We start from the raw sequence: 21,998 nt of genomic DNA, 5'->3' as shown, positions 1-21,998 counted from the left end.
AATAAGGCAGCATTTTTGCTGTTTGCTGATTACTTTTGTTAAATAAGATTATAAATAAAGGAAGTTATTAAAAGATTAGGAAACATAATAGGTAAAATACTAAAGTATACAGTACTTTTTTTACTCTTGCTTTTTATTTTACTATCTCTCCCTTTTGTGCAAAGTCAACTTGCTAAACAAGCAACTAATTGGGTGAATAAAGAATTTAATACTAATATAGTTGTAAAAAAAATTGATTTGTCTTGGTTGGGAAGTGTCCAGTTAAAAGAAATTGAGATTAGAGACCACCACAAAGACACTTTAATATTTGTGAATAATCTAACTACTTCTTTACAAAATGCTAAACGTATATTAGAAAATCAAGTAGATTTAGGAGAAGCTTCTTTAAGTGGCGTTCATTTTTATATGAAAACATATAAAGGTGAAAAGAATGATAACATGTCTATTTTTATAGATAGTTTTGAAGACGGAAAACCTAAAGATAGTTTAGCTGCACCGTTTGTTCTTAAAAGTGATAAAATTTCTTTAGATGATTTAACTTTTAAGTTAATGGATGAAAATAAACAAGACCCTCTTGAATTTGCAGCGTATAAAGCAGGAGCTGAATTAAATGATTTTTCTATTATAGGCCCTGATGTTTCTATGAAAATAAGAAACATGTACTTTACTGAAAACAGGGGAGTAAATGTATCAAACCTAGCTACCGATTTTACATATACAAAATCCTTTATGGATTTTAGTAATACAATTTTAGCAACAGACAATGACACAAAATTGCAAGCAGAAGTTAAATTTACCTATAATCGAAAAGATTTTGTAAACTTTAATGATAAAGTTAGGATAAAGGCTAAATTTCAAGAAAGTGTAGTCTCTGTAAGAGATTTAAACAAACTATATAGTGAAATTGGCGGACACGATTTTCTTTATATAAGTGGAGATATTGATGGTGTTTTGAACAATTTTAGTGCTAGTAATGTAAGAGTACACTCAAAAGGAGGTATGAGAATTATTGGAGACATGGGGTTTGTTAACGCAGTTAAAACTAGTAGGGGTTTTGTATTTGATGCGGACTTAGATAATCTTACAGCAAATTATTATCAACTAAGAAATGTACTACCAAATTTATTAGGAAGAACATTGCCAACAGAATTTCAAAGACTAGGAAATTTTACTTTGAATGGAATAGTAAGAGTAACTCCACAACAAATGGATGCTACAGTATCAGTAAAATCAGAAATTGGAACCGCAATTTCTGATCTTCAATTAACCAATATTGATAATATTGATAAATCTGAGTATACAGGAGAGGTAGAGTTTAAAAATTTTGATCTTGGAGTCTTTGCTAATGATCCTGTATTAGGAACTGTTTCATTAAAAGCGGATGTTAATGGGAGTGGGTTTAATGTAGATAATGTAAACACCATAATAATAGGAAAAGTAAGTAGTTTGTTCTTTAATGAGTATGAATACAAAAACTTACAAGTAAATGGACAGTTTCAAAATAAAAAGTTTGACGGTTTACTTAATGCGGATGATGATAACTTTAAGTTGAAATTTGAAGGACTAGCAGATTTTTCATCAGAGATTAACAAATTTGATTTTATCGCTGATGTTGATAGAATTGATTTAAAAAAGACAAATTTGTTTACCCGTGATAGTATTTCTGAATTAAAAGGGAATATTAATTTAAATATTTCAGGAAATACGTTTGATGATATTATTGGTAAAGCAACGTTCAAAAACTTAATTTATACAAATCAAAAACAAAGCTACCCATTTAAGAGTTTTGAGGTAAATTCATCAGTAAAAGATAGCATAAAAACTATTGAAGTAAATTCATCAGATATTGTAAAAGGATCTCTTAAAGGTAAATTTTCTTTCGAAGAGCTGTTACCAATTACTCAAAATGCTTTAGGTAGTGTGTATACAAACTATCGTCCGCATGAAGTAGCGCCAAATCAGTTTTTAGATTTTGACTTTACAATTTATAATCAAATTATAGATGTTTTTTTACCAAATATTTCTATAGGAAAGAATACACGATTAAAAGGACGTATTAATTCAGATAAAAACTCATTAAAACTAACGTTTGAATCTCCAGAAATAAACGCGTATAAAAATATAATAGAAGGAGTGGTGTTAAGATTAGATAATAAAAACCCGCTTTATAGTACTCACTTAACTGCAAATAAGGTGAATACAAAATATTATAACATTGAGAAATTAAACTTGTTAAACCGTACCAAAAATGATACGCTATTCTTTAAGTCTGTTTTTAAAGGAGGAAAAAATTATGAAGAAAGTTTTAGTTTAGATTTTTTCTATACAATCAATGAACTTCAAAAATCTGTAGTAGGAATTCAAAAATCGAAGCTATATTACAAGGGGTTTGATTGGGAAGTAAATCCAAATGATGATAAAAATAACAAAGTAACATTTGATTTACAAAAAGATGAATTTACAATCAGCCCATTTATTTTGAAATCGGGAGAACAAAGAATCGATTTCAAAGGAGTTTTAAGAGATAGTACTTACAAAGATTTTCAAGCAGATTTTAATAAAGTTAAATTAGCTAGCTTTTTACCCCCTATCGATAGTTTAAAATTAGATGGTAAATTAAATGGACAATTAGCATTTAAACAAGAAAATGAAACGATAGCTCCAGTTGGTAATTTATACATAGAGAATTTTGACATTAATAATTATTCGCAAGGAAATTTGGCGTTAAATGTTACGGGAGATAATTCTTATGAAAAATACAATGTTAATCTATCTCTAGAAAATAAAAATGCAAAAAACATATCTGCTACTGGTGGAATTGATTTTTCAAAGGATAGGCCAATTATAGATTTAGATATTTACTTGAAAGAGTATGATATTGCTGCTTTCAGTCCATTAGGAGAAGATGTATTGTCTAAACTAAGAGGAAAAGTAACAGGAGATTTTACAGCAACAGGTTATTTAAGAAATCCTGATTTTAACGGAGTTTTAAATTTTGAAAATGCAGGATTAGCTTTTCCGTATTTAAATGTAGATTTTAATCTTAAAGGAAATACAAGTGTTGTTTTAGACAAACAAGAATTTATACTAAAAGACATAATCTTAGAGGATACAAAGTATCTTACACAAGGAGATTTATCTGGGAGTATTGTACATCAAAACTTTAAAGATTGGTTTTTAAATTTTGATATCAATACACAAAATTTACTGATTTTAGACACACAAGAAACTGAAGAATCTCAGTATTATGGAACAGGTTTTTTAAATGGAGAAGCTAAAATTAGAGGGCTTACTAGCTTTTTAGATATTGAGGTTAACGGAAAAACAAACAAAGGAACTTTATTTGTAATTCCATTAAGTGATGTTAAAACAATTGATAATTACAAGTTAATTAGATTTAAAACAGGAGAAGAAGAAGAAGGAACTAAAGGAAAAGTTATTGGAGATATTAAAGGTCTTGACTTAAGACTTAATTTAGCCGTAACAAAAGATGCTGTAGCACAAGTTGTAATAGATAAAGTTTCTGGAAGTGAGTTAAAAGGAAGTGGAGAAGGAAACCTTAGAATTGATATTGATACACGAGGTAAGTTTAATATGTTTGGAGACTTTACGGTAGATAATGGTTTTTATAATTTTAAGTATGCAGGAATAACAAAACCCTTTATTGTACAAAAAGGAGGAACTATTTCTTGGAATGGAGATCCTTATGAAGCCGATTTAGATATAACAGCAGTATATAGAACTAAAGCAAACCCAGCACAGTTATTAGATAATATTAATTCAAATCGTAAGATTCCAATTGATTTATACACCAAAATTACAGGAGGTCTATTTAGTTCAAAACAAGAGTTTGATATTAAAATACCAAATGCAAACTCAACAGTAAGTTCTGAGTTAGAATTTATTTTAAATGAGAATGACTTAAACACTAAAATGCAGCACTTTTCATTTTTGTTAGCCTTCGGTACATTTTATAATCCAGATGCTATTGGAAGTAGTGCAAGTTCAGGAATTACAGGAACAGCTTCAGAAATAGCTTCAGGAATTTTGACAAATATGTTAAATAGCGATGGAAATAAATTTCAGTTAGGAGTAGGATATACACAAGGAGATAGAGGAGATGTAGACAACCTTAATTCAGACGATCAAGTAGATGTATCTGTATCAACGCAATTAAGTGATAGGGTATTGGTTAATGGTAAAGTAGGAGTTCCTGTTGGAGCTAATACACAAACCAGTGTAGTGGGAGAAGTAAAAGTAGAGGTCCTTTTAAATGAAGAAGGTAATTTAAGAGGTACAGTATTTAATCGCCAAAATGAAGTGCAATATTCCACAGAAGAAGAAGGATATACACAAGGGGTAGGGATTTCTTATCAAGTTAACTTTAATAATTTACGGGACTTGGGGAAAAAATTAGGGTTAAATAAAAAAGAAAAAAAGAAAGAAGTAAAAAAAGATACCTTAAAACCAAAGAAAAAAGGATTGATAAATTTTAAATCAAAAGAGAAAAAATAACCAAACTATTTTTATGAATAGAACTATTAAAGATTACTTCGTAATCATGTTAAAGGGAATTGCTATGGGAGCAGCTGATGTGGTTCCAGGTGTTTCAGGAGGTACCATTGCGTTTATTTCAGGAATTTATGAAGAACTACTAGGTTCTATTAGTAATATTAATTTAAAGTTACTTAAAACTTTAAAAAAAGAAGGTTTTAAATCAGCTTGGAAACAAGTAAATGGTAACTTTTTAGTAACTCTTTTTGTTGGAATTTTTATTAGTATCGTTTCGTTAGCAAAAATGATTTCTTGGTTATTAATGCACCATCCAGTTTTAGTATGGTCTTTTTTCTTTGGGTTAGTATTAGCAAGTGTTATTTACATAGCAAAACAAGTTACTCAATGGAATCTCGCTTCAGGAATTTTACTAATGTTGGGAGCTATATTAGCTTATTACATCACAACGCTAAATCCGTTGGTTTCAGAAAACTCTTCAATGTCATTTATGTTTTTAGCAGGGGCAATAGCAATTTGCGCTATGATTTTACCAGGTATATCAGGATCTTTTATACTAGTGTTATTAGGAGCCTATAAACCAGTATTAGCAGCCGTAAACAACCGTGATTTAACAACTATAACAGTTGTTGGTTTAGGAGCGATTGTAGGTTTATTACTTTTTTCAAGAGTTTTAAAGTATCTGTTTGAAAACTATAAAAACCATACTCTCGTTGTCTTAACAGGGTTTATAATAGGGTCATTAAACAAAATTTGGCCTTGGAAGAAAGTATTGACATATAGAACCAATTCACACGGAGAACAAATCCCTTTTAATGAGTTATCTATTTCACCATTTTCCTACGATGGAAATCCACAATTAATGTATGCAATAATCTTAGCCTTAATTGGTTTTGCACTTATTTTATTGCTAGAAAAATTAGCAGTAAAAAAGCACTAGAAAATAACTAACTTAGCGTTCTAATCAAACCGCATGTATAAAGAGCGCACGCTATCACAAAAAATAACCCTTTTTTTAAAAGGCTTGATAATGGGAGGAGCCAACAAGGTACCAGGAGTCTCAGGTGGCATGGTAGCTTTTGTAATGGGGTTTTATGAAGAGCTTATTTATACTTTTCAAAAAATCAATGGTAAAGCTTTTAAACTGTTGTTTAATGGACGTTTTAAAAGTTTTGCAACCTATACCAATTTACAATTTTTAGTTTGGGTAATGGCAGGAAGTATGTTCAGCTACTTCAGTGTATCTCTTATTTTAGATTATTTCTTGAAAAATTACGAACTGTATGTATGGTCATGGTTTTTTGGAATGATTATAGGCTCTATTTATTATATATCGAAAGATTTTGGAGAATGGAAACTTAAAACAGTTTTAGGACTATTTATTGGAGCATCAGTTGGAATCTCTATTAGTTTTATGACACCCGCTACAGAAAATGATAATCTTTGGTTTGTCTTCTTATGTGGTATTATAGGAGTTTCAGGAATGACATTACCAGGACTTTCAGGATCATTTATTCTTATATTATTAGGAAACTATGTTTTGTTGTTAGTAGATAGTGTAAATGTATTAGGCAATGTAATTACAAATCTATTGTCTGGAAACTTTGAAGTACTGAATGATCAAGTAAAAGTTCGTTACTTAAAAATTATAGGAGTTTTTACAGCAGGTTCAGCTTTTGGGCTTGTGTCTATTTCACATGTTTTAGGGTATGTTTTAAAAAGATGGCATGAAATTGTAACAGCAATTATTATAGGTTTTATTACTGGGTCATTAGGTGTTGTTTGGCCATGGAAAGAAACTATTTATAAAAAAGAAGCAGGTGTGTTTTTGCTTGATCAGAGTGGGAACAAAATTATAGAAAATTACCAGAGATATATTCCTAATTTTAACAATCAAGAAACATGGGTTTCAATAGGATTTATTATTATTGGAGTCGCATTAATATTAATTATTGATTTTTATGACCAAAAAAGAAAATAAGCATTTATATGCTTTAGTAGGAAAGAATATTTCGTACTCATTTTCTCGTGGATACTTTACCGAAAAGTTTAAAAAACTAGACTTAAAAAGTCGTGAGTATATCAATTTTGATATTCAATCGATACACGAACTTCCTCAAAAAATAAAAGAAAACAAAAAGCAGCTAAAAGGAATGAATGTAACCATTCCATACAAACTAGATGTTTTTAATTTTTTAGATAGAATAGATAAGAAAGCTTTAAAAGTAGGAGCAGTAAACACTATTAAAATAACTAAAAAAGGAAGGTTAAAAGGATATAATACTGATGTGTATGGGTTTAAAAAATCATTAAAACCATTATTAAAAAATCATCACAAAAAAGCCTTGATATTGGGAACAGGAGGAGCATCTAAAGCGGTAGCCTATGTGCTTGAAAGTTTAGGGGTGAAATATAAATATGTATCTAGAACTCCTGAAGGAAAAAAGCAAATCTCCTATCAAGATATAGGTAAAGAACTTATAGAATCACATTATATAATTGTAAATTGTACACCGTTAGGTACACATCCAAACGTAGAGAATTGTCCAGATATTCCATATAAATTTTTATCAGATAAACATTTATTATACGATTTAATATATAATCCGTCAGAAACTACTTTCTTACGTAAAGGTAAAGAGCAGGGAGCAACTATAAAAAATGGATTAGAGATGTTAGAGCTACAAGCAGAAAAAGCTTGGAAAATATGGAATAATAGCTAAAATTTTAAAAACTAAAATAAAATTTGCTATTCTCTAAGAATCCTTATCTTTATAATCTAAATCAAAGGAACTTAAACATTGTAGATATGTTAGAAAACAACGAAGAGAAAGTAGAAAAGCCAATCACAGAAGAGCAATCAAAGGTTAGTAGGGAAACTGAAAATGCAGTTAATGAAGTTGAAAATGAAGTAGCCAATGAATCTGAAAAAGCAGATGAAAAGCACGAAATACCTATGCTTGATTATGCTTCGATGGAGCTAGAAAAGTTGGTAGATGAATTAAAAAAATTACTAAAAAGCCATCCAATTCAACAATTAAAATCAAATGTAGATGCTATTAAAACAGCGTTTAACTCAAAGTTTGGGGCTTTATTAGCAAAGAAGAAAGAGGCGTTTTTGGCAGATGGAGGAAATTCTATAGATTTTCAATTCTCTAGTCCAACAAAAACAGAATACAATAAGTTATTAGGTGAATATAAATCCAAGCGTGATGCTTACTATTCTCAATTAGAAAAACAATTAAAAGAAAACTTAGAGAGACGAAATAATTTAATTGAAGAGTTAAAGACTTTAATTAAAGATGCTGACCCCAAAACGATGTATAATGATTTTCAAGAAATTCAAAATCGTTGGAAAAGTGTTGGAGCTGTGCCTAAAACAAAGTATAATGATACCTGGAGAACATATCATCATCATGTAGAACGTTTTTACGATTTACTACATTTAAATAAAGACTTTAGAGAGTTAGATTTTAAACATAACCTTGAAGAAAAACTACGACTAATTGAAAGAGCAGAAGCTTTAAATGATGTAGAAGACGTTAATGTAGCTTTTAAAGAGTTACAAGAATTACATCGTATGTGGAAAGAAGATGTAGGACCTGTGTCAAGAGAACATAGAGAAGATGTTTGGGGAAGGTTTAGTGAAGCAACTAAAAAAATTCATGACAGACGTCATCAGCATTACAGAGAATTAAAGTCAAAGCATCAAGAAATGATTGATGCAAAACTAGCTGTTGCAGCAGAAATAAATGCGTACGATACATCAAGCAATAAAACACACAACGACTGGCAAAAAAGTATTGTAGAAATAGAAAAACTACGAAAAAAATACTTTGACATAGGAAAATTACCTTACAGTAAGAGTGAAGCTGTTTGGCAAGAGTTTAAAGCAGCAACTAAAAAGTTTAACTCAGCTAAAAATGCATTTTACAAGCATGAAAAAAGTGCACAAAACGAGAACTTAAGGAAGAAAATGGAATTGGTAGAGCTTGCAGAAAGCTTAAAAGATAGTGAAGACTGGAGTGAAACTACCAATACTATGAAGCGTATTCAAGCAGATTGGAAAAAAATAGGACATGTGCCTAGAAAATTTTCTGACGATATCTGGAAAAAATTCAAAAATGCTTGTAATTACTATTTTGATAGATTACACGCTCACAAGAATGAAGAAAATAAAGAACAATTAGTAGTAGTAGAGGCTAAGAAAAAATTTGTAGAGCAAATTAAAGTAGCTGAAATTTCTACCGAAGAAGATGTAGAAAAAGCCTTAGCAGATTGGAGAGCACTAGGAGCATTGCCAAGAAATGCACGTTATTTGGATGAAAAATTCAACAAAGCAATGGATGCACATCTCGATAAATTGGATATGAGCAGAATTGATATTGAAATGATGAAGTTTAAAGGCGTTGTAGATACATATTTAGCACAAGAAGACTATAGAAAATTAGATAGTGAACAGTTCTTTATTAGAAAAAAAATAGATGAAACTGTACGAGAAATGCAACAGTTAGAAAACAACTTAAGCTTTATTTCAAACGCTACAGAAGATAATCCTTTAGTACAAAATGTACGTAAAGGAATCCAAGAATTTAAAGACCAGTTAGATCTTTGGCAAGAAAAACTAGACTACTTAAAAAGATTAGATTATTAAAAACAATATAATAATCATTAAAAACTCGAGCCTTTTAAGGTTCGAGTTTTTTATTTGTTTTTTTAGTAAGTTGTTTGGCTACTTTGAGTTCAAAATTTGATAGAATGGTAATAATAAAGACTTCAACGATAATATAAATCCATCCTAAGTTAGTAATAGTTTTTCTATGAAGAAATGCTACTCCAATAGAAAGACAGCAATATAGTAGGTTTACAACTGCAATTCCTTTTAAAAAACATCTAAGATTATTGTGGTTTTTTCGGTAACAGTAAAAATCATACATAGTAAAGATCAAAGGAAAAACAGTTAGAAAATACAGACTAGAAGGAGGAATTCCTATGGTGCTTTCAAACTTTACTAACACAACACCCAGTAAAAAAGCAGATAAAAAAGCTCCAAAACCATCTATTAAAAACAACTTTTTAGGGTTTAGGATAATGTTTTTTAAAAGCTTTTTAATCATGAAAAAGATAAAATACAGTTGCTTTATAGAGGTTTTGAGTTTACATAAAAGTTTTTGTCAACCTCAATTGAGTCTCCTTTAATAGTTTTTGTTTGCCAATTATCAGAAGGTTTTAGTAATTCATCTTTTCCATCAACAGTTACTTTTATAGGCATATTAAAACCTCCAACAACATTATTCCAACGATATTTTAAGGTGTTGTTTTCAATAGTATACTCCAGCTCTGGAATCTTCACTGTACGTAAATATTGATCGAATACTTTACTTAAATCAATACCAGATTTTTCAATCATGTACTTTTCGATTTCTTGAGTAGTTACTGTTTTATGATAAAAATCAGCATTCAAACCACGTAAAATTTGACGCCATTTTTCATCATTATTAACTAGTTGACGAATTGTATGAAGCATATTAGCCCCTTTATAATACATGTCTCCAGAACCTTCATCATTAACATTATAATTTCCAATTATAGGAATATCATTTTGAATAGAACTTCGTGTTCCTATAACATATTCAGCAGAAGCTTTTTTACCATAGTAATAATCTAAAAATAAGTTTTCAGAGTAAGCTGTAAAGCTTTCGTGAATCCACATATCAGCAATATCTACATTGGTAATATTATTAGCAAACCATTCATGACCAGCTTCGTGAATAATAATAAAGTCGAATTTTAGTCCCCAACCAGTTCCAGATAAATCTCTACCTAAATACCCGTTTTTATATTGATTTCCATAGGTAACAGAACTTTGATGCTCCATTCCTAAATATGGAACTTCTACTAGTTTAAAGCCATCTTCATAAAAAGGATATTTACCAAACCAGTGTTCAAAAGCTTTCATCATCTTGGGAGCGTCTTTAAATTGCTTTTTGGCTTTTTTAAGATTGTCACGTAACACATAATAATTCATATCTAACGCTCCATCTTCACCTTGGTATTTTTCAGAAAAATGTACATAATCTCCAATGTTTACATTAACTCCGTAGTTGTTGATAGGATTATCAACAAACCAATGATAAGTAGTTGTATCGTCATTGTGTTTTTCAATATTACGTAAACGCCCATTAGAAACATCCATTAAATTTTTAGGTACACGAACACTAATTGCCATACTATCTACCTCATCATACATATGATCTTTATTTGGCCACCAAACACTAGCTCCTAACCCTTGACAAGAAGTAGCAACAAAGTGATTTCCATTACTGTCTTTTTTCCAAGAAAAACCACCATCCCAAGGAGCTCTAATCGCTTCTTTAGGTTTACCTTCATAATATACATCAACAGAGTTTACAGTTCCTTTCTTTTGAGGAGATTGTAGTTGAATAAAATGCGCATTTCCTTCAGAAATAACTTTTAGTTCTTTATTGTTTTGAGTCGCTTTGGTAATTTTTAAAGGAGGTTGTAAATCTATTTGTAAAACTTGATAAGGTTTTAAAACTTTATATTGTACAGTATTTTTTCCTTTAATAAACTTTTTGTCAGGATTAACGGTTACGTTAAGGTGATAATATGTTAAGTCCCACCAAGATCTTTCAGGCGTAATAGAACCACGTAAAGAATCTTGACGTGTAAACGTTTTATTTTTTGAAAATAACGAGGTGCTTTTTTGAGCGGTTGAAGAAGAACATCCAGCAATTAAAATTGCTAAAGATGTCATAAAAACAGATAAAGAAAACGTTTTTTTATACATGGTATTTGTTCTTGTAAGATAAAATGCTAAGATAAGTTTTAAAGTTTTTTTATTGAAGCTAACTTTAAGATATTTGCTTAAAATAAGAACAATGTCAAAAACAGTTTTCATTACAGGAGCTTCTTCAGGAATAGGAAAATCAATAGCTATCTATTTACACGATAGAGGGTTTAAAGTTTATGGAACAAGTAGAAATCCACAAAAAGTAACTACTCCATTTCAAATGGTAGCATTAGATGTAACTGACCAAGAATCAATAAAGAAAGCTGTAGAAGAAGTAATCACTGCTGAAGGAAAGATTGATGTGTTGATAAACAATGCAGGAAAAGGAATTACTGGTCCAATTGAGGATACACCTACACAAGAAATGAAAGATAATTTTAATACAAATTTTTTTGGGGTAATTGATGTTGTTAAAGAAGTGTTGCCTCATATGAGAAAACAGCAACTGGGAACGATTATTAACACAACTTCAATAGCAGGATACATGGGGTTACCTTTTAGAGGAATTTATTCTGCAAGTAAAGGGGCGTTAGAGTTGGTAACAGAAGCGTTAAGTATGGAGGTGAAAAGTTTCGGTATTAAGGTTGTTAATGTAGCTCCAGGAGATTTTGCTACGAATATTGCTGCAGGAAGGTATCATACACCTGTTTTTGAAAACTCTGCTTACAAAGAAAAATATGCTGAAAACTTAGCATTGATGGATGCTCATGTTGATTCTGGTGCAGATCCAATACTAATGGCAGAGGCAATCTATAAAATTATTGAAAACAAGAACCCAAAAATTCACTATAAAGTTGGTGGATTTATGGAGAAATTTTCAATTGTATTAAAAAGAATTTTGCCTGATAAAATTTATGAAAAATTACTAATGAATCATTATAAATTGTAAATTCGCAGAAGATTAGTAATTAAAGAAAAATCAAGGTATAAAACATTGTTTTATATGTTGTTTTTATAGAGAGTTGAACTCGCAAAACTCAAGAATTAGAACACAACTACATAATAAATATACAGATGAAATTTTTTATTGATACAGCTAACTTAGATCAAATAAGAGAAGCACAAGCTTTAGGTATTTTAGACGGGGTAACAACAAATCCATCGTTAATGTCTAAAGAAGGAATAACAGGAGAGGGGAATATTATCAATCATTACAAAGCAATTTGTCAAATTGTAGAAGGAGATGTTTCTGCTGAGGTAATTTCTACTGATTTTGATGGTATGGTAAAGGAAGGAGAAGCGTTAGCTGCTTTAAACCCTCAAATAGTAGTGAAACTACCTATGATTAAAGATGGAATAAAAGCGTGTAAATATTTTTCTGATAAAGGAATTAAAACCAATGTAACTTTAGTGTTTTCTGCTGGTCAAGCATTATTAGCAGCAAAAGCTGGAGCAACATATGTATCACCATTTATTGGTCGTTTAGATGATATTTCTACAGATGGTTTAAATCTAATAGCTGAAATTCGTCAGATATTTGATAATTATGCGTTTGATACTGAGATTTTAGCAGCATCTGTACGTCATACAATGCATGTGATTGATTGTGCTAAAATTGGGGCTGATGTTATGACAGGGCCTTTAAGTGCAATTGAAGGATTGTTAAAACACCCTTTAACAGATATTGGTTTAGCAAAATTTTTAGCAGATTATAAAAAAGGAAACTAACCAACGAAGTTGGCTTTAGTATTTTGTCATTCCCGCGAAAGCGGGAATCTCATTTTTTAAAAGATATGTACCCAAAAAAAGAACTCGCACAATTAGTAGTTTCAGCATGTAATCAATTTGATATTGATACCGTTGTAATTTCTCCAGGCTCTCGTAATGCACCACTTACTGTCGGATTTTCAAATCATCCAGAAATAGAAACATTAAGTGTGGTAGATGAGCGTTGTGCTGCCTTTTTTGCTATGGGAATAGCACAACAAAAGCAAAAACCTGTTGCCATTGTATGTTCGTCAGGTTCTGCTTTGTTGAATTATTATCCTGCGATAGCAGAAGCTTTTTATAGCAATATTCCGCTAGTTGTAATTTCAGCAGACAGACCCAAGCACCTGATTGATATTGGTGATGGACAAACCATTCGTCAAGAGAATGTGTTTAAGAACCATATTTTGTTCTCAGCTAATTTGATTGAAGAAGAAAGTCAGTTAAAAAATAATATCAGTTTATTAATTCAGGCATTACAAACTTCAATCACTCAAAAAGGACCAGTTCATATAAACGTTCCATTTGATGAACCTTTATATGAAACACTTGAAAAATTAGATTCGGTCATTGCGAACAAAGTGAAGCAATCTTTTGAAAAGATGAATGTCATTTCGAGCGCAGTCGAGAAATCTTTTGATTTAGAAAAAATAGCTTCTATTTGGAACTCTTCAGTCAAAAAAATGATTTTGGTAGGAAGTCATTTTCCTGATGTTGAGCTTCAAAAAATATTGAATGTATATGCAGAAGATACTTCTGTTTTAGTGTTAACAGAAACTACCTCAAATATATACAATTCTAAGTTTATCAATAACATAGATAAATTAATCTCTAAGTTAACTGAAGACGGGTATAAAGAGTTGCAACCTGAAGTATTACTCACTTTAGGAGGAATGGTAATTTCTAAAAGAATTAAACAGTTTTTACGAAAATTACAGCCAAAACATCACTGGCATGTTGATGAGTTAAAGGCGATGGATACGTATCACTGTTTGTCAGAATTTTTACAAGTAAAACCTGTAACCTTGTTAACAAGTCTTTCTAAGGAAAAGAAAAATGTTGAAAGTAATTATCAACAAACATGGTTACAAGAAAAAGAACAAAGATCTGTAAAACACGAAGAGTATTTGAAAGATTGCGAATATTCAGATTTAAAATCTTTTGAAGTTATTTTAGAAAGTATCCCAGATAATTCGCAAGTACAAATAAGTAACAGTTCAATTATTCGATATTCACAATTGTTTGATGTAAATTCTACGCTAAAAGTATTTTGTAATCGAGGAACAAGCGGGATTGATGGAAGTACAAGTACAGCTGTAGGAGCAGCATATGCCTCAAAAAATCAAACAATATTTATAACAGGAGATTTAAGTTTCTTTTACGACAGCAATGCATTGTGGAACACAAATATTCCGAAGAATTTTAGAATTATTATTTTAAACAATGCAGGAGGTGGTATTTTTAGATATATCCCGGGGCCATTAACAACAAATGCTACGGAGTACTTTGAAACACCGCATGATTTAACTGCAGAGCATTTATCAAAAATGTATGGTTTTGAATATGTTCAAATAAAAGACTTAAAGAGCTTGCAAAATAGTTTGATTTCGTTTTATGAAGAATCGGATCAGCCAAAAATAATGGAGGTTTTTACTCCAAAAGAAATAAATGACGTAGTTTTAAAAAACTATTTTAAAAACTTATAAAATGGAATTAAAAGAAGGTGATAAGGTAGATTTAGTAATTGGTGTTCAAACCGCTTTAGGTTATTCAGTGTTAATTAACGAAGCATATGAAGGCTTATTGTATAACAATGAAGTTTTTAGTGATGTAGAAGAAGGAATGCGAACAATAGGTTATATTAAAAAGATACGTGAAGATGAAAAAATTGATGTATCACTACGACCGCAAGGATTTAAAAACGTAATTGATTCAGATGTTGATATAATCTTAAAAAAGCTAGAAGAAAAAGGCTTTTTATTGTTAACAGATAAAAGCTCTCCTGAATCAATTAAATTTCACTTGCAGATGAGTAAAAAAGCATTCAAGAGAGCTATTGGCAGCTTGTATAAGAGTAAAAAAATAGAATTACAAGAAGACAGAATAGTGTTAAAATAAACTATTCTTGTCCTTCTTCTTCTTCAATAATTTCCTCGTCATTATTTTTAATTTCTTCTTTCTTTTTACTTCCCATTAAATCGTTTACACGTTTAATGTTTTCGTAAAAAGCATTTGCATTAGGATCAGAAGGATCCATTTTTCCATAAGCAGCTTTGTAGTAAAAATCTGCTTTTTCGTAGTCTTTTCCAAGTTCATGGTATTTACCTATATAAAAATCACCCATATGAGAATCAGGGTATTTTATCATTACAAAATCCCCTAAAACTCTCAAGTAATCACCATCTTGTCTGTCAATTACAATATCTTCAATAACAAAAATGTCATCTAAACGAACATTTAAGTTAGAACCGTATAGATACTGAATATCTAGATATTTTTTTTCCACATACTTAATTGCATCTAAAGGAGCCAAATCTTTAACATTAGCTTCGTACTCTTCTTTAGTAATTTTAGAATATAAGCTAAACATTTGTGTAAAAGCTCTAGGAATAGTTTCTCCAATTATAGCTAAATAGCTTGGAGAAGAATCAAATTCATCAAAAACAACATTAAAGTTTTTAGCTTCATAGGATGTTAATAACGTTTTAATATCACTAAATCGATTATATTGATTAGTGTCAATGTACTTTTTGTTATTACTTGTATATAAGAAGTAAGTGTTATCTATAGAACCCAGTCTGTTAAGAGAATAAGACTCCATAATAGCTGGAGCAAACTTAGGAAAATCAGGAGTGATACAGATATAAGAATTAAAAATAGGTTTTTCATCTTTTAAGTAGTGAGTAATAAAATTAGCAGCTTTTCCTTCACCTACAATTGTCATAAAAGGAGAAGTTCTAAAGTTTCCTTCCATAAAAGGAATTAACTCATGTTTAATAAAATTAAAAAAATGTACCCCTGAACTGGTTAAGGAATTATTAGAAGGTATTATAGAAATATCTTTTCCATAAGTGTTTTTCATATCAATACCTACTACAATTTGTCTGGGTGCTTTATCTACATTAGCATAAAGTTTAGCATTACCTACATATAAATCAAAAAGATACTCGTCACCTAAAACAATAGCTAGAGGATAATTAGTAGTTTCATCTACATCATAGCCTTCTGGAAGGTAGATTTTTACATTTCTATCTTTTTCTAATTCTTTTGAATTGATTTTTTGAGTAACAACTTTTTGAGAAAAAAGACTAATACTAATTAATAGGGTAAATAATAAATATACTTGTTTCATATTTAGGGGTAAATTATATCGTTCAAATATAGAAAAGAAAAATAAAGTTATTATGTTATTTTTGTACAACTAAATAACGACAATATTTTAAAATTATGATACAACCAGACTGGAAAGTTGCCAAAGAGTACGAAGATATTACCTATAAAAAGTCACACAACGTTGCAAGAATAGCATTTAATAGACCCAATGTACGTAATGCGTTTCGACCAAAAACTACTTCAGAGTTATTGGATGCGTTTCATGATGCACATGAAGATACGAATATAGGAGTGGTATTGTTGTCTGCTGAAGGGCCATCAACTAAAGATGGAGTTTGGAGTTTTTGTTCTGGAGGAGATCAAAATGCACGTGGACACCAAGGTTATGTTGGAGATGATGGTTACCACCGTTTGAATATTTTAGAAGTACAGCGTTTAATACGTTTTATGCCAAAAGCAGTAATATGCGTGGTTCCAGGTTGGGCTGTAGGTGGCGGACATAGTTTGCACGTAACTTGTGATTTAACTTTAGCGAGTAAAGAACATGCTATTTTTAAGCAAACTGATGCCGATGTTACTTCGTTTGACGCAGGTTATGGTTCAGCATATTTAGCTAAAATGGTGGGGCAAAAGAAGGCCCGTGAAATATTTTTCTTAGGAAGAAACTACTCAGCACAAGAAGCGTATGAAATGGGTATGGTAAATGCCGTAATTCCACATGATGAGCTAGAGCAAACAGCTTTTGATTGGGCACAAGAAATTTTAGCAAAATCACCAACTTCAATAAAAATGTTAAAGTTTGCAATGAACTTAACGGACGATGGAATGGTAGGGCAACAAGTATTTGCAGGAGAAGTAACTCGTTTAGCTTATATGACTGATGAAGCTAAAGAAGGACGTGATGCATTTTTAGAAAAGCGTAAGCCTAACTTCCCTAAAACTTGGATACCATAACTGATTGATAATTTAAGAATTATGAATTACGAGTTGGAGGTTTTTAATTCGTAATTCTAAAATCATAATTCGTACTTGAAGAAATGAAAATAATTTGTATAGGGCGTAATTACGCAAAACATATAGAAGAGTTAGCGAATGAAAGACCAGAAAACCCAGTAGTTTTTCTAAAACCAGATTCGGCTATTCTTCCTAAAAAAATGCCATTTTTTATTCCTCCGTTTTCAAATGATATCCATTATGAGGTAGAGGTATTGGTAAAAATAAACAAAGTAGGAAAACATATTTCTCCAAAATTTGCCCATAAATATTATGACACTGTAGGCTTAGGAATTGATTTTACTGCGCGTGATGTGCAAGCACAATGTAAAGAAAAAGGATTGCCTTGGGAAAAAGCAAAAGCTTTTGATGGTAGTGCTATAGTAGGAGAGTTTTTCCCGAAAGAAGATTTTGACTTAGAAAACTTGTCTTTTCAATTACAAAAGAACGATGAGGTTGTACAAGATGGAAATACCACTAGTATGTTGTGGAAAATTGATGAGTTGATTAGTTACGTGTCGCAATATTTCACGTTGAAAAAAGGAGATATTATCTTTACAGGAACACCAGCAGGAGTTGGAAAAGTGGCAGAAAATGACATTTTAACAGGAACTATTGAAGGAAAACAAGCTTTTCAAATTAAAGTAAAATAAAATATATCCCGCTTCGGCGGGATTCTTTTTTAGATATATACATGAATGCAGAAATCATTACGATAGGAGATGAAATTCTTATCGGACAAATTATAGATACCAATTCACAATGGATTGGTCAAGAACTTAATAAAATTGGAATTTCGGTATATCAAATCTCCTCAGTCCAGGATGAAAAACAACATATTTTAAATGCGTTAAAAGAAGCAGAAAGTAGAGCAGATATTGTGATAATAACTGGGGGGTTAGGACCTACAAAAGATGATATTACTAAAAAAACAATTGCTGAATATTTTAAAGATGAAAAGATTATTGAATATCCAGAAGTAATTGATAATATTAAATATCTATTCAAAAAAGTTAATCATCCGTTCAACGAAATACAGAAGTATCAAGCGCAGCTTCCTTCGAAAGCAACCTTATTAATGAATCGTTTAGGAACTGCACCAGGAATGTGGTTCTATGAAAATAATACTGTTTTTGTATCTCTTCCGGGAGTGCCATATGAAATGAAAGGGTTAATGAAGTATCATGTATTGCCTAAGCTACGGTCTACTTTTAAATTGCCATTCATTTTACATAGGACAATTATGACGGTAGGTACAGGGGAAACAATTATTGCAGAAAGAATTTCTGATTGGGAAGAGAGTTTACCTAATTTTATAAAGCTAGCCTACTTACCATCTTATGGACGTGTTCGTTTACGTTTATCAGCTAAAGGAAAAGATAAAGAGGTATTAGTGAAAGAGATGGAAAAGCAAGTTGCAGCATTATATATGCTAATACCAGAAATTATCGTAGGAGATGATAATGAAACATCTTTAGAAAAAGAAGTGGGTAAACTGTTAAAAAAACATGGGAAAACTGTTGCTACAGCAGAAAGCTTAACAGGAGGGAAAATAGCGTCAACCATAGTTTCAGTTCCAGGAGCATCTTCATATTTTATGGGAGGATTCGTTACGTATACAGCAGCTTTAAAAGAACAACTACTCAATGTTTCTAAAGAAGTTATTGATAAATATACGGTAGTAAGTAAAGAAGTAGCTTTAGCAATGGCAAAAGGATGTTTGGAGAAGTTACAAACAGATTACACGATAGCTGTAACAGGAAATGCAGGTCCAACAACAGATCATAATGATAAAAGTGTAGGATTGGTATATATTGGCATAGCAACTAAAAGTGGAGTAGATGTTTATGAGTTTAATTTTGGTGAGCCAAGAGAAAAGGTAATTAATAGAACGGTAACCAAATCTTTAGAACTTTTACAAGCTGCCATATTAAAATAAATTAGTATTTTTGCAGCCGTTACGCTTCCAAATAGGTTAGATGCTGAGCCTAGTTTTGAAAAGATTAAAATTAATTAAAATTTAATCGAGAATATTTTTGTGCAGTAAATTAAAATGCATAAATTTGCACCTCGTTTAGAAATAACACTAAAAACTGTCAAGAAGATGTCTAGAGTTTGTGAATTAACAGGAAAAAAAGCGATGGTAGGTAACAATGTATCTCACGCTTTAAATAGAACTAAAAGAAGATTTAACGCTAATTTAATGACTAAGCGTTTCTATATTCCAGAAGAAGATAAATGGGTAACTTTAAAAGTATCTGCTTCTGCATTAAAAAATATTAATAAAAAAGGAATCTCTGCGGTTATTAAAGAAGCTAGAGAAAAAGGTTTCTTAACTAAATAATTCCTTACTAGATAAAATTTTAGAGAGATGGCAAAAAAAGGAAACAGAGTTCAAGTAATTTTAGAGTGTACTGAGCACAAAGCTTCTGGTCAACCAGGAACTTCTCGTTATATTACAACAAAGAACAAAAAGAATACTCCTGATAGAATGGAATTAAAGAAATTTAATCCAATCTTAAAGAAGATGACAGTTCATAAAGAAATTAAATAATAAGCTACGGCGTAAACTTTAATATAAAATGGCAAAGAAATCAGTAGCATCGTTACAAACAGGTTCAAAAAGATTAACCAAAGCTATCAAAATGGTAAAGTCTCCAAAATCAGGAGCTTATACATTTGTTGAAGCTATTATGGATCCAGAAAGCGTGAATGACTTTTTAGCAAAAAAGTAATTCTTGTATACAGTTTAAAGAAAAGCTACTTTCATTAGAGAGTAGCTTTTTTTATATTTGACAGTCTCAAGTTTTTTGAATACGTTAAAGATTTGGGAATTATCCTAGCAAGTCGGACTTTCGGCAGTCGCTTCCCGAAGTATCGGGAGAGTTTTAACAAATGCCTCAATCCTTAACACTAAAGCTGTGGAACAATGACAATTTGACTGTATTAGTAAAATGGTATAGTTTTTAACCTATGTAAGCGATTATAATATTTAAAAATGAGTTTTTTTAAGAAAATCTTCTCTAAAGAGAAAAAGGAAACCTTAGACAAGGGATTAGAAAAAACCAAAACAAGTTTTTTCTCTAAATTATCAAAAGCAGTTGCTGGTAAAGCTAAGGTTGATGATGATGTATTAGATAATTTAGAAGAAGTATTGGTATCGTCTGATGTAGGAGTAGAAACTACCCTGAAAATAATAGATAGAATAGAAGAACGTGTATCTCGCGACAAATATTTAGGAACAGAAGAGCTAAACCAAATTTTACGTGAAGAAATAGCGGGTTTATTATCAGAAACCAATACTGGTGACGACACCGATTTTACTATTCCAGCAAATACGAAACCTTATGTGTTAATGGTTGTAGGTGTTAATGGAGTAGGAAAAACAACTACGATAGGTAAACTAGCTTCACAATTTAAAAAGAAAGGGTTAAAAGTTGTTTTAGGAGCAGCGGATACCTTTAGAGCCGCAGCAATAGATCAGCTACAAGTTTGGGCAGATAGAACAGACGTACCAATTGTAAGACAAGAAATGGGTTCCGATCCTGCCTCTGTAGCTTTTGATACAGTACAATCAGGTGTAAATCAAGGAGCAGATGTTATAATTATCGACACTGCAGGACGTTTACATAATAAAGTAAACCTAATGAATGAGCTAACAAAAATAAAACGTGTAATGCAAAAAGTAATACCAAATGCACCACACGATGTATTGTTAGTGTTAGATGGTTCAACAGGACAAAATGCTTTTGAACAAGCAAAACAATTTACGAAAGCAACAGAAGTAACTTCGTTAGCAGTAACTAAATTAGATGGTACCGCAAAAGGAGGCGTTGTTATCGGAATTTCAGATCAATTTAAAATACCTGTGAAATATATTGGAGTAGGAGAAGGTATTGATGACCTACAAGTATTCAACAAACATGAATTTGTAGATTCGTTTTTTAAATAGAAAAACATAAGTAAATAAAAAAACTCCCAATTTGGGAGTTTTTTTATTCTAAACAGTTTCAATAACCTTGTTAAAAGCCAATCTCGATTTAGGTTTTCTGTCTGGTTGATTAAAATCCTCTTCATCTCTATAGCCAATAGCCACAGCAACAACAGTTGCGTAATCTTTGTTGTTTAAAATTTTGTCATAATTTTCTGGTTCAATACCTTCCATTGGAGTGGCATCGATTCCCATTTCAGCACAAGCACTTAAAAAAACTCCTAAAGCCAAATATACTTGTCTGTTAAACCAGGCTTTAATTTCTTCTTCAGGTTTTGGCTTTATAAATTCTTTATAATAACCAACAGCACCCTCAGGGAGCTCTTCTTCAATTTGTTTTTCAAACAAATCAATATCATTAATTCGATTAAAAACAACAATGGTATCACTTTCAATAACCTTGCTAGTATTTAACCAAGATACTTTTGAAAGTTGTTCTTTAGTATCAGTGTCAGAAACAAAAGTGAATTTCCATGGTTGGCTATTTATTGAAGAAGGACTTAATTGTAAAACCTGTTGTAACTCTTTGATTTTTTCTGATTCAATTTTTTTTGAAGCATTATATTTTTTTGTTGTATAACGTTGCTGCATTGATGTTATAAAGCTCATATTCTATTTTTTAATTAAACTATAAAAATTATAGTATCA

The 21,998-nt window shown here is 31.0% G+C and carries 20 protein-coding genes; 16 read left to right on the top strand and 4 right to left on the bottom strand.

Going from position 1 to position 21,998, the window contains the following annotated elements; all coding sequences use genetic code 11:
- The first annotated feature begins 156 nt into the window (after positions 1-156).
- The 5 genes from ABMY20_RS14700 to ABMY20_RS14680 all read left to right on the top strand — a co-directional run bounded on the left by ABMY20_RS14700 (position 157) and on the right by ABMY20_RS14680 (position 9,166).
- The gene (locus tag ABMY20_RS14700) at positions 157-4,515 is read left to right on the top strand and encodes a translocation/assembly module TamB domain-containing protein (RefSeq protein WP_349265649.1); all 4,359 of its coding nucleotides are present in this window, start codon (positions 157-159) and stop codon (positions 4,513-4,515) included.
- A 13-nt stretch (positions 4,516-4,528) separates the two neighbouring features.
- On the top strand, positions 4,529-5,452 hold the full coding sequence (locus ABMY20_RS14695; RefSeq protein WP_047790619.1) for a DUF368 domain-containing protein: 924 nt from the start codon (positions 4,529-4,531) through the stop codon (positions 5,450-5,452).
- Positions 5,453-5,485: 33 nt separating this feature from the next.
- Positions 5,486-6,493: a DUF368 domain-containing protein gene (locus tag ABMY20_RS14690; protein WP_349265648.1), complete on the top strand. Its 1,008-nt coding sequence runs from the start codon at positions 5,486-5,488 to the stop codon at positions 6,491-6,493.
- Positions 6,474-7,235 (top strand): shikimate dehydrogenase, encoded by a 762-nt coding sequence (locus ABMY20_RS14685; RefSeq protein ID WP_349265647.1) that lies wholly within the window; start codon positions 6,474-6,476, stop codon positions 7,233-7,235. Before ABMY20_RS14690 ends, ABMY20_RS14685 begins: the two co-directional genes overlap by 20 nt.
- 86 nt (positions 7,236-7,321) lie before the next feature.
- Entirely contained in the window at positions 7,322-9,166 is a 1,845-nt protein-coding gene (locus ABMY20_RS14680) for a DUF349 domain-containing protein (protein ID WP_349265646.1), read from the top strand.
- Positions 9,167-9,200: 34 nt separating this feature from the next.
- Here ABMY20_RS14680 and ABMY20_RS14675 read toward each other — a convergent pair whose 3' ends face one another.
- Positions 9,201-9,629 carry a hypothetical protein gene (locus ABMY20_RS14675; RefSeq protein WP_349265645.1) on the bottom strand — a complete coding sequence of 143 codons (429 nt, stop codon included), beginning with the start codon at positions 9,627-9,629 and terminating at the stop codon, positions 9,201-9,203.
- A 23-nt stretch (positions 9,630-9,652) separates the two neighbouring features.
- Entirely contained in the window at positions 9,653-11,323 is a 1,671-nt protein-coding gene (locus tag ABMY20_RS14670) for a M1 family metallopeptidase (protein WP_349265644.1), read from the bottom strand.
- A 91-nt stretch (positions 11,324-11,414) separates the two neighbouring features.
- Between ABMY20_RS14670 and ABMY20_RS14665 the strand changes: the two genes are divergently transcribed.
- The 4 genes from ABMY20_RS14665 to ABMY20_RS14650 all read left to right on the top strand — a co-directional run bounded on the left by ABMY20_RS14665 (position 11,415) and on the right by ABMY20_RS14650 (position 15,151).
- The gene (locus ABMY20_RS14665; RefSeq protein WP_239180363.1) at positions 11,415-12,215 is read left to right on the top strand and encodes an SDR family oxidoreductase; all 801 of its coding nucleotides are present in this window, start codon (positions 11,415-11,417) and stop codon (positions 12,213-12,215) included.
- A 125-nt stretch (positions 12,216-12,340) separates the two neighbouring features.
- Complete coding sequence (fsa, locus tag ABMY20_RS14660; protein ID WP_253057381.1) at positions 12,341-12,994, top strand: fructose-6-phosphate aldolase; 654 nt, start codon at positions 12,341-12,343, stop codon at positions 12,992-12,994.
- Between the two features lie 65 nt (positions 12,995-13,059).
- A complete protein-coding gene (gene menD / locus ABMY20_RS14655) occupies positions 13,060-14,739 on the top strand; it encodes a 2-succinyl-5-enolpyruvyl-6-hydroxy-3-cyclohexene-1-carboxylic-acid synthase (protein ID WP_349265643.1) in 1,680 nt (559 codons plus the stop codon).
- Position 14,740: 1 nt separating this feature from the next.
- A complete protein-coding gene (locus ABMY20_RS14650) occupies positions 14,741-15,151 on the top strand; it encodes a hypothetical protein (RefSeq protein ID WP_047790627.1) in 411 nt (136 codons plus the stop codon).
- Between the two features lies 1 nt (position 15,152).
- On the opposite strand, the gene ABMY20_RS14645 is transcribed toward ABMY20_RS14650, so the two are convergent.
- Positions 15,153-16,385 carry an alpha/beta hydrolase-fold protein gene (locus ABMY20_RS14645; RefSeq protein WP_349265642.1) on the bottom strand — a complete coding sequence of 411 codons (1,233 nt, stop codon included), beginning with the start codon at positions 16,383-16,385 and terminating at the stop codon, positions 15,153-15,155.
- Between the two features lie 95 nt (positions 16,386-16,480).
- On the opposite strand from ABMY20_RS14645, the gene ABMY20_RS14640 reads away from it, so the two are divergent.
- The 7 genes from ABMY20_RS14640 (at position 16,481) to ftsY (ending at position 21,311) form a co-directional block, all read left to right on the top strand.
- A complete protein-coding gene (locus tag ABMY20_RS14640; RefSeq protein WP_047790629.1) occupies positions 16,481-17,320 on the top strand; it encodes a 1,4-dihydroxy-2-naphthoyl-CoA synthase in 840 nt (279 codons plus the stop codon).
- 83 nt (positions 17,321-17,403) lie between these two features.
- Positions 17,404-18,012, top strand: a complete 609-nt coding sequence (locus ABMY20_RS14635; RefSeq protein WP_159509482.1) for a fumarylacetoacetate hydrolase family protein — start codon at positions 17,404-17,406, stop codon at positions 18,010-18,012.
- Between the two features lie 41 nt (positions 18,013-18,053).
- Positions 18,054-19,298 (top strand): competence/damage-inducible protein A, encoded by a 1,245-nt coding sequence (locus ABMY20_RS14630; protein WP_349265641.1) that lies wholly within the window; start codon positions 18,054-18,056, stop codon positions 19,296-19,298.
- A 165-nt stretch (positions 19,299-19,463) separates the two neighbouring features.
- Positions 19,464-19,703, top strand: a complete 240-nt coding sequence (gene rpmB / locus ABMY20_RS14625; protein WP_047790661.1) for a 50S ribosomal protein L28 — start codon at positions 19,464-19,466, stop codon at positions 19,701-19,703.
- A gap of 27 nt (positions 19,704-19,730) precedes the next feature.
- Positions 19,731-19,913, top strand: a complete 183-nt coding sequence (gene rpmG / locus ABMY20_RS14620) for a 50S ribosomal protein L33 (RefSeq protein ID WP_013070733.1) — start codon at positions 19,731-19,733, stop codon at positions 19,911-19,913.
- Positions 19,914-19,941: 28 nt separating this feature from the next.
- The gene (locus ABMY20_RS14615; protein WP_073183390.1) at positions 19,942-20,094 is read left to right on the top strand and encodes a DUF4295 domain-containing protein; all 153 of its coding nucleotides are present in this window, start codon (positions 19,942-19,944) and stop codon (positions 20,092-20,094) included.
- Positions 20,095-20,357: 263 nt separating this feature from the next.
- Positions 20,358-21,311: a signal recognition particle-docking protein FtsY gene (gene ftsY / locus ABMY20_RS14610; protein WP_047790632.1), complete on the top strand. Its 954-nt coding sequence runs from the start codon at positions 20,358-20,360 to the stop codon at positions 21,309-21,311.
- A 48-nt stretch (positions 21,312-21,359) separates the two neighbouring features.
- On the opposite strand, the gene ABMY20_RS14605 is transcribed toward ftsY, so the two are convergent.
- The gene (locus ABMY20_RS14605; RefSeq protein ID WP_047790633.1) at positions 21,360-21,959 is read right to left on the bottom strand and encodes a nitroreductase family protein; all 600 of its coding nucleotides are present in this window, start codon (positions 21,957-21,959) and stop codon (positions 21,360-21,362) included.
- Between the last annotated feature and the right edge of the window lie 39 nt (positions 21,960-21,998).

Origin of the sequence: Tenacibaculum sp. SSH1-16 (genome assembly GCF_040104435.1) — a bacterium.
GTDB classification, from domain to species: domain Bacteria; phylum Bacteroidota; class Bacteroidia; order Flavobacteriales; family Flavobacteriaceae; genus Polaribacter; species Polaribacter mesophilus.
The sequence above is the reverse complement of the archived record's forward strand: the minus strand, read 5'-3'. Positions and strand labels throughout refer to the sequence as shown.

Bases quoted from the DNA above. Each gene is read 5' to 3' on its own strand.
- rpmB (WP_047790661.1), top strand. From the start codon at position 19,464: ATGTCTAGAGTTTGTGAATTAACAGGAAAAAAAGCGATGGTAGGTAAC.
- ABMY20_RS14635 (WP_159509482.1), top strand. From the start codon at position 17,404: ATGAAAATAATTTGTATAGGGCGTAATTACGCAAAACATATAGAAGAG.
- menD (WP_349265643.1), top strand. From the start codon at position 13,060: ATGTACCCAAAAAAAGAACTCGCACAATTAGTAGTTTCAGCATGTAAT.
- ABMY20_RS14675 (WP_349265645.1), bottom strand. From the start codon at position 9,629: ATGATTAAAAAGCTTTTAAAAAACATTATCCTAAACCCTAAAAAGTTG.
- ABMY20_RS14605 (WP_047790633.1), bottom strand. From the start codon at position 21,959: ATGAGCTTTATAACATCAATGCAGCAACGTTATACAACAAAAAAATAT.
- ABMY20_RS14640 (WP_047790629.1), top strand. From the start codon at position 16,481: ATGATACAACCAGACTGGAAAGTTGCCAAAGAGTACGAAGATATTACC.
- ABMY20_RS14615 (WP_073183390.1), top strand. From the start codon at position 19,942: ATGGCAAAGAAATCAGTAGCATCGTTACAAACAGGTTCAAAAAGATTA.
- ABMY20_RS14670 (WP_349265644.1), bottom strand. From the start codon at position 11,323: ATGTATAAAAAAACGTTTTCTTTATCTGTTTTTATGACATCTTTAGCA.
- ABMY20_RS14685 (WP_349265647.1), top strand. From the start codon at position 6,474: ATGACCAAAAAAGAAAATAAGCATTTATATGCTTTAGTAGGAAAGAAT.
- ABMY20_RS14645 (WP_349265642.1), bottom strand. From the start codon at position 16,385: ATGAAACAAGTATATTTATTATTTACCCTATTAATTAGTATTAGTCTT.
- ABMY20_RS14695 (WP_047790619.1), top strand. From the start codon at position 4,529: ATGAATAGAACTATTAAAGATTACTTCGTAATCATGTTAAAGGGAATT.
- rpmG (WP_013070733.1), top strand. From the start codon at position 19,731: ATGGCAAAAAAAGGAAACAGAGTTCAAGTAATTTTAGAGTGTACTGAG.
- ABMY20_RS14690 (WP_349265648.1), top strand. From the start codon at position 5,486: ATGTATAAAGAGCGCACGCTATCACAAAAAATAACCCTTTTTTTAAAA.
- fsa (WP_253057381.1), top strand. From the start codon at position 12,341: ATGAAATTTTTTATTGATACAGCTAACTTAGATCAAATAAGAGAAGCA.
- ABMY20_RS14630 (WP_349265641.1), top strand. From the start codon at position 18,054: ATGAATGCAGAAATCATTACGATAGGAGATGAAATTCTTATCGGACAA.
- ABMY20_RS14680 (WP_349265646.1), top strand. From the start codon at position 7,322: ATGTTAGAAAACAACGAAGAGAAAGTAGAAAAGCCAATCACAGAAGAG.
- ftsY (WP_047790632.1), top strand. From the start codon at position 20,358: ATGAGTTTTTTTAAGAAAATCTTCTCTAAAGAGAAAAAGGAAACCTTA.
- ABMY20_RS14665 (WP_239180363.1), top strand. From the start codon at position 11,415: ATGTCAAAAACAGTTTTCATTACAGGAGCTTCTTCAGGAATAGGAAAA.
- ABMY20_RS14650 (WP_047790627.1), top strand. From the start codon at position 14,741: ATGGAATTAAAAGAAGGTGATAAGGTAGATTTAGTAATTGGTGTTCAA.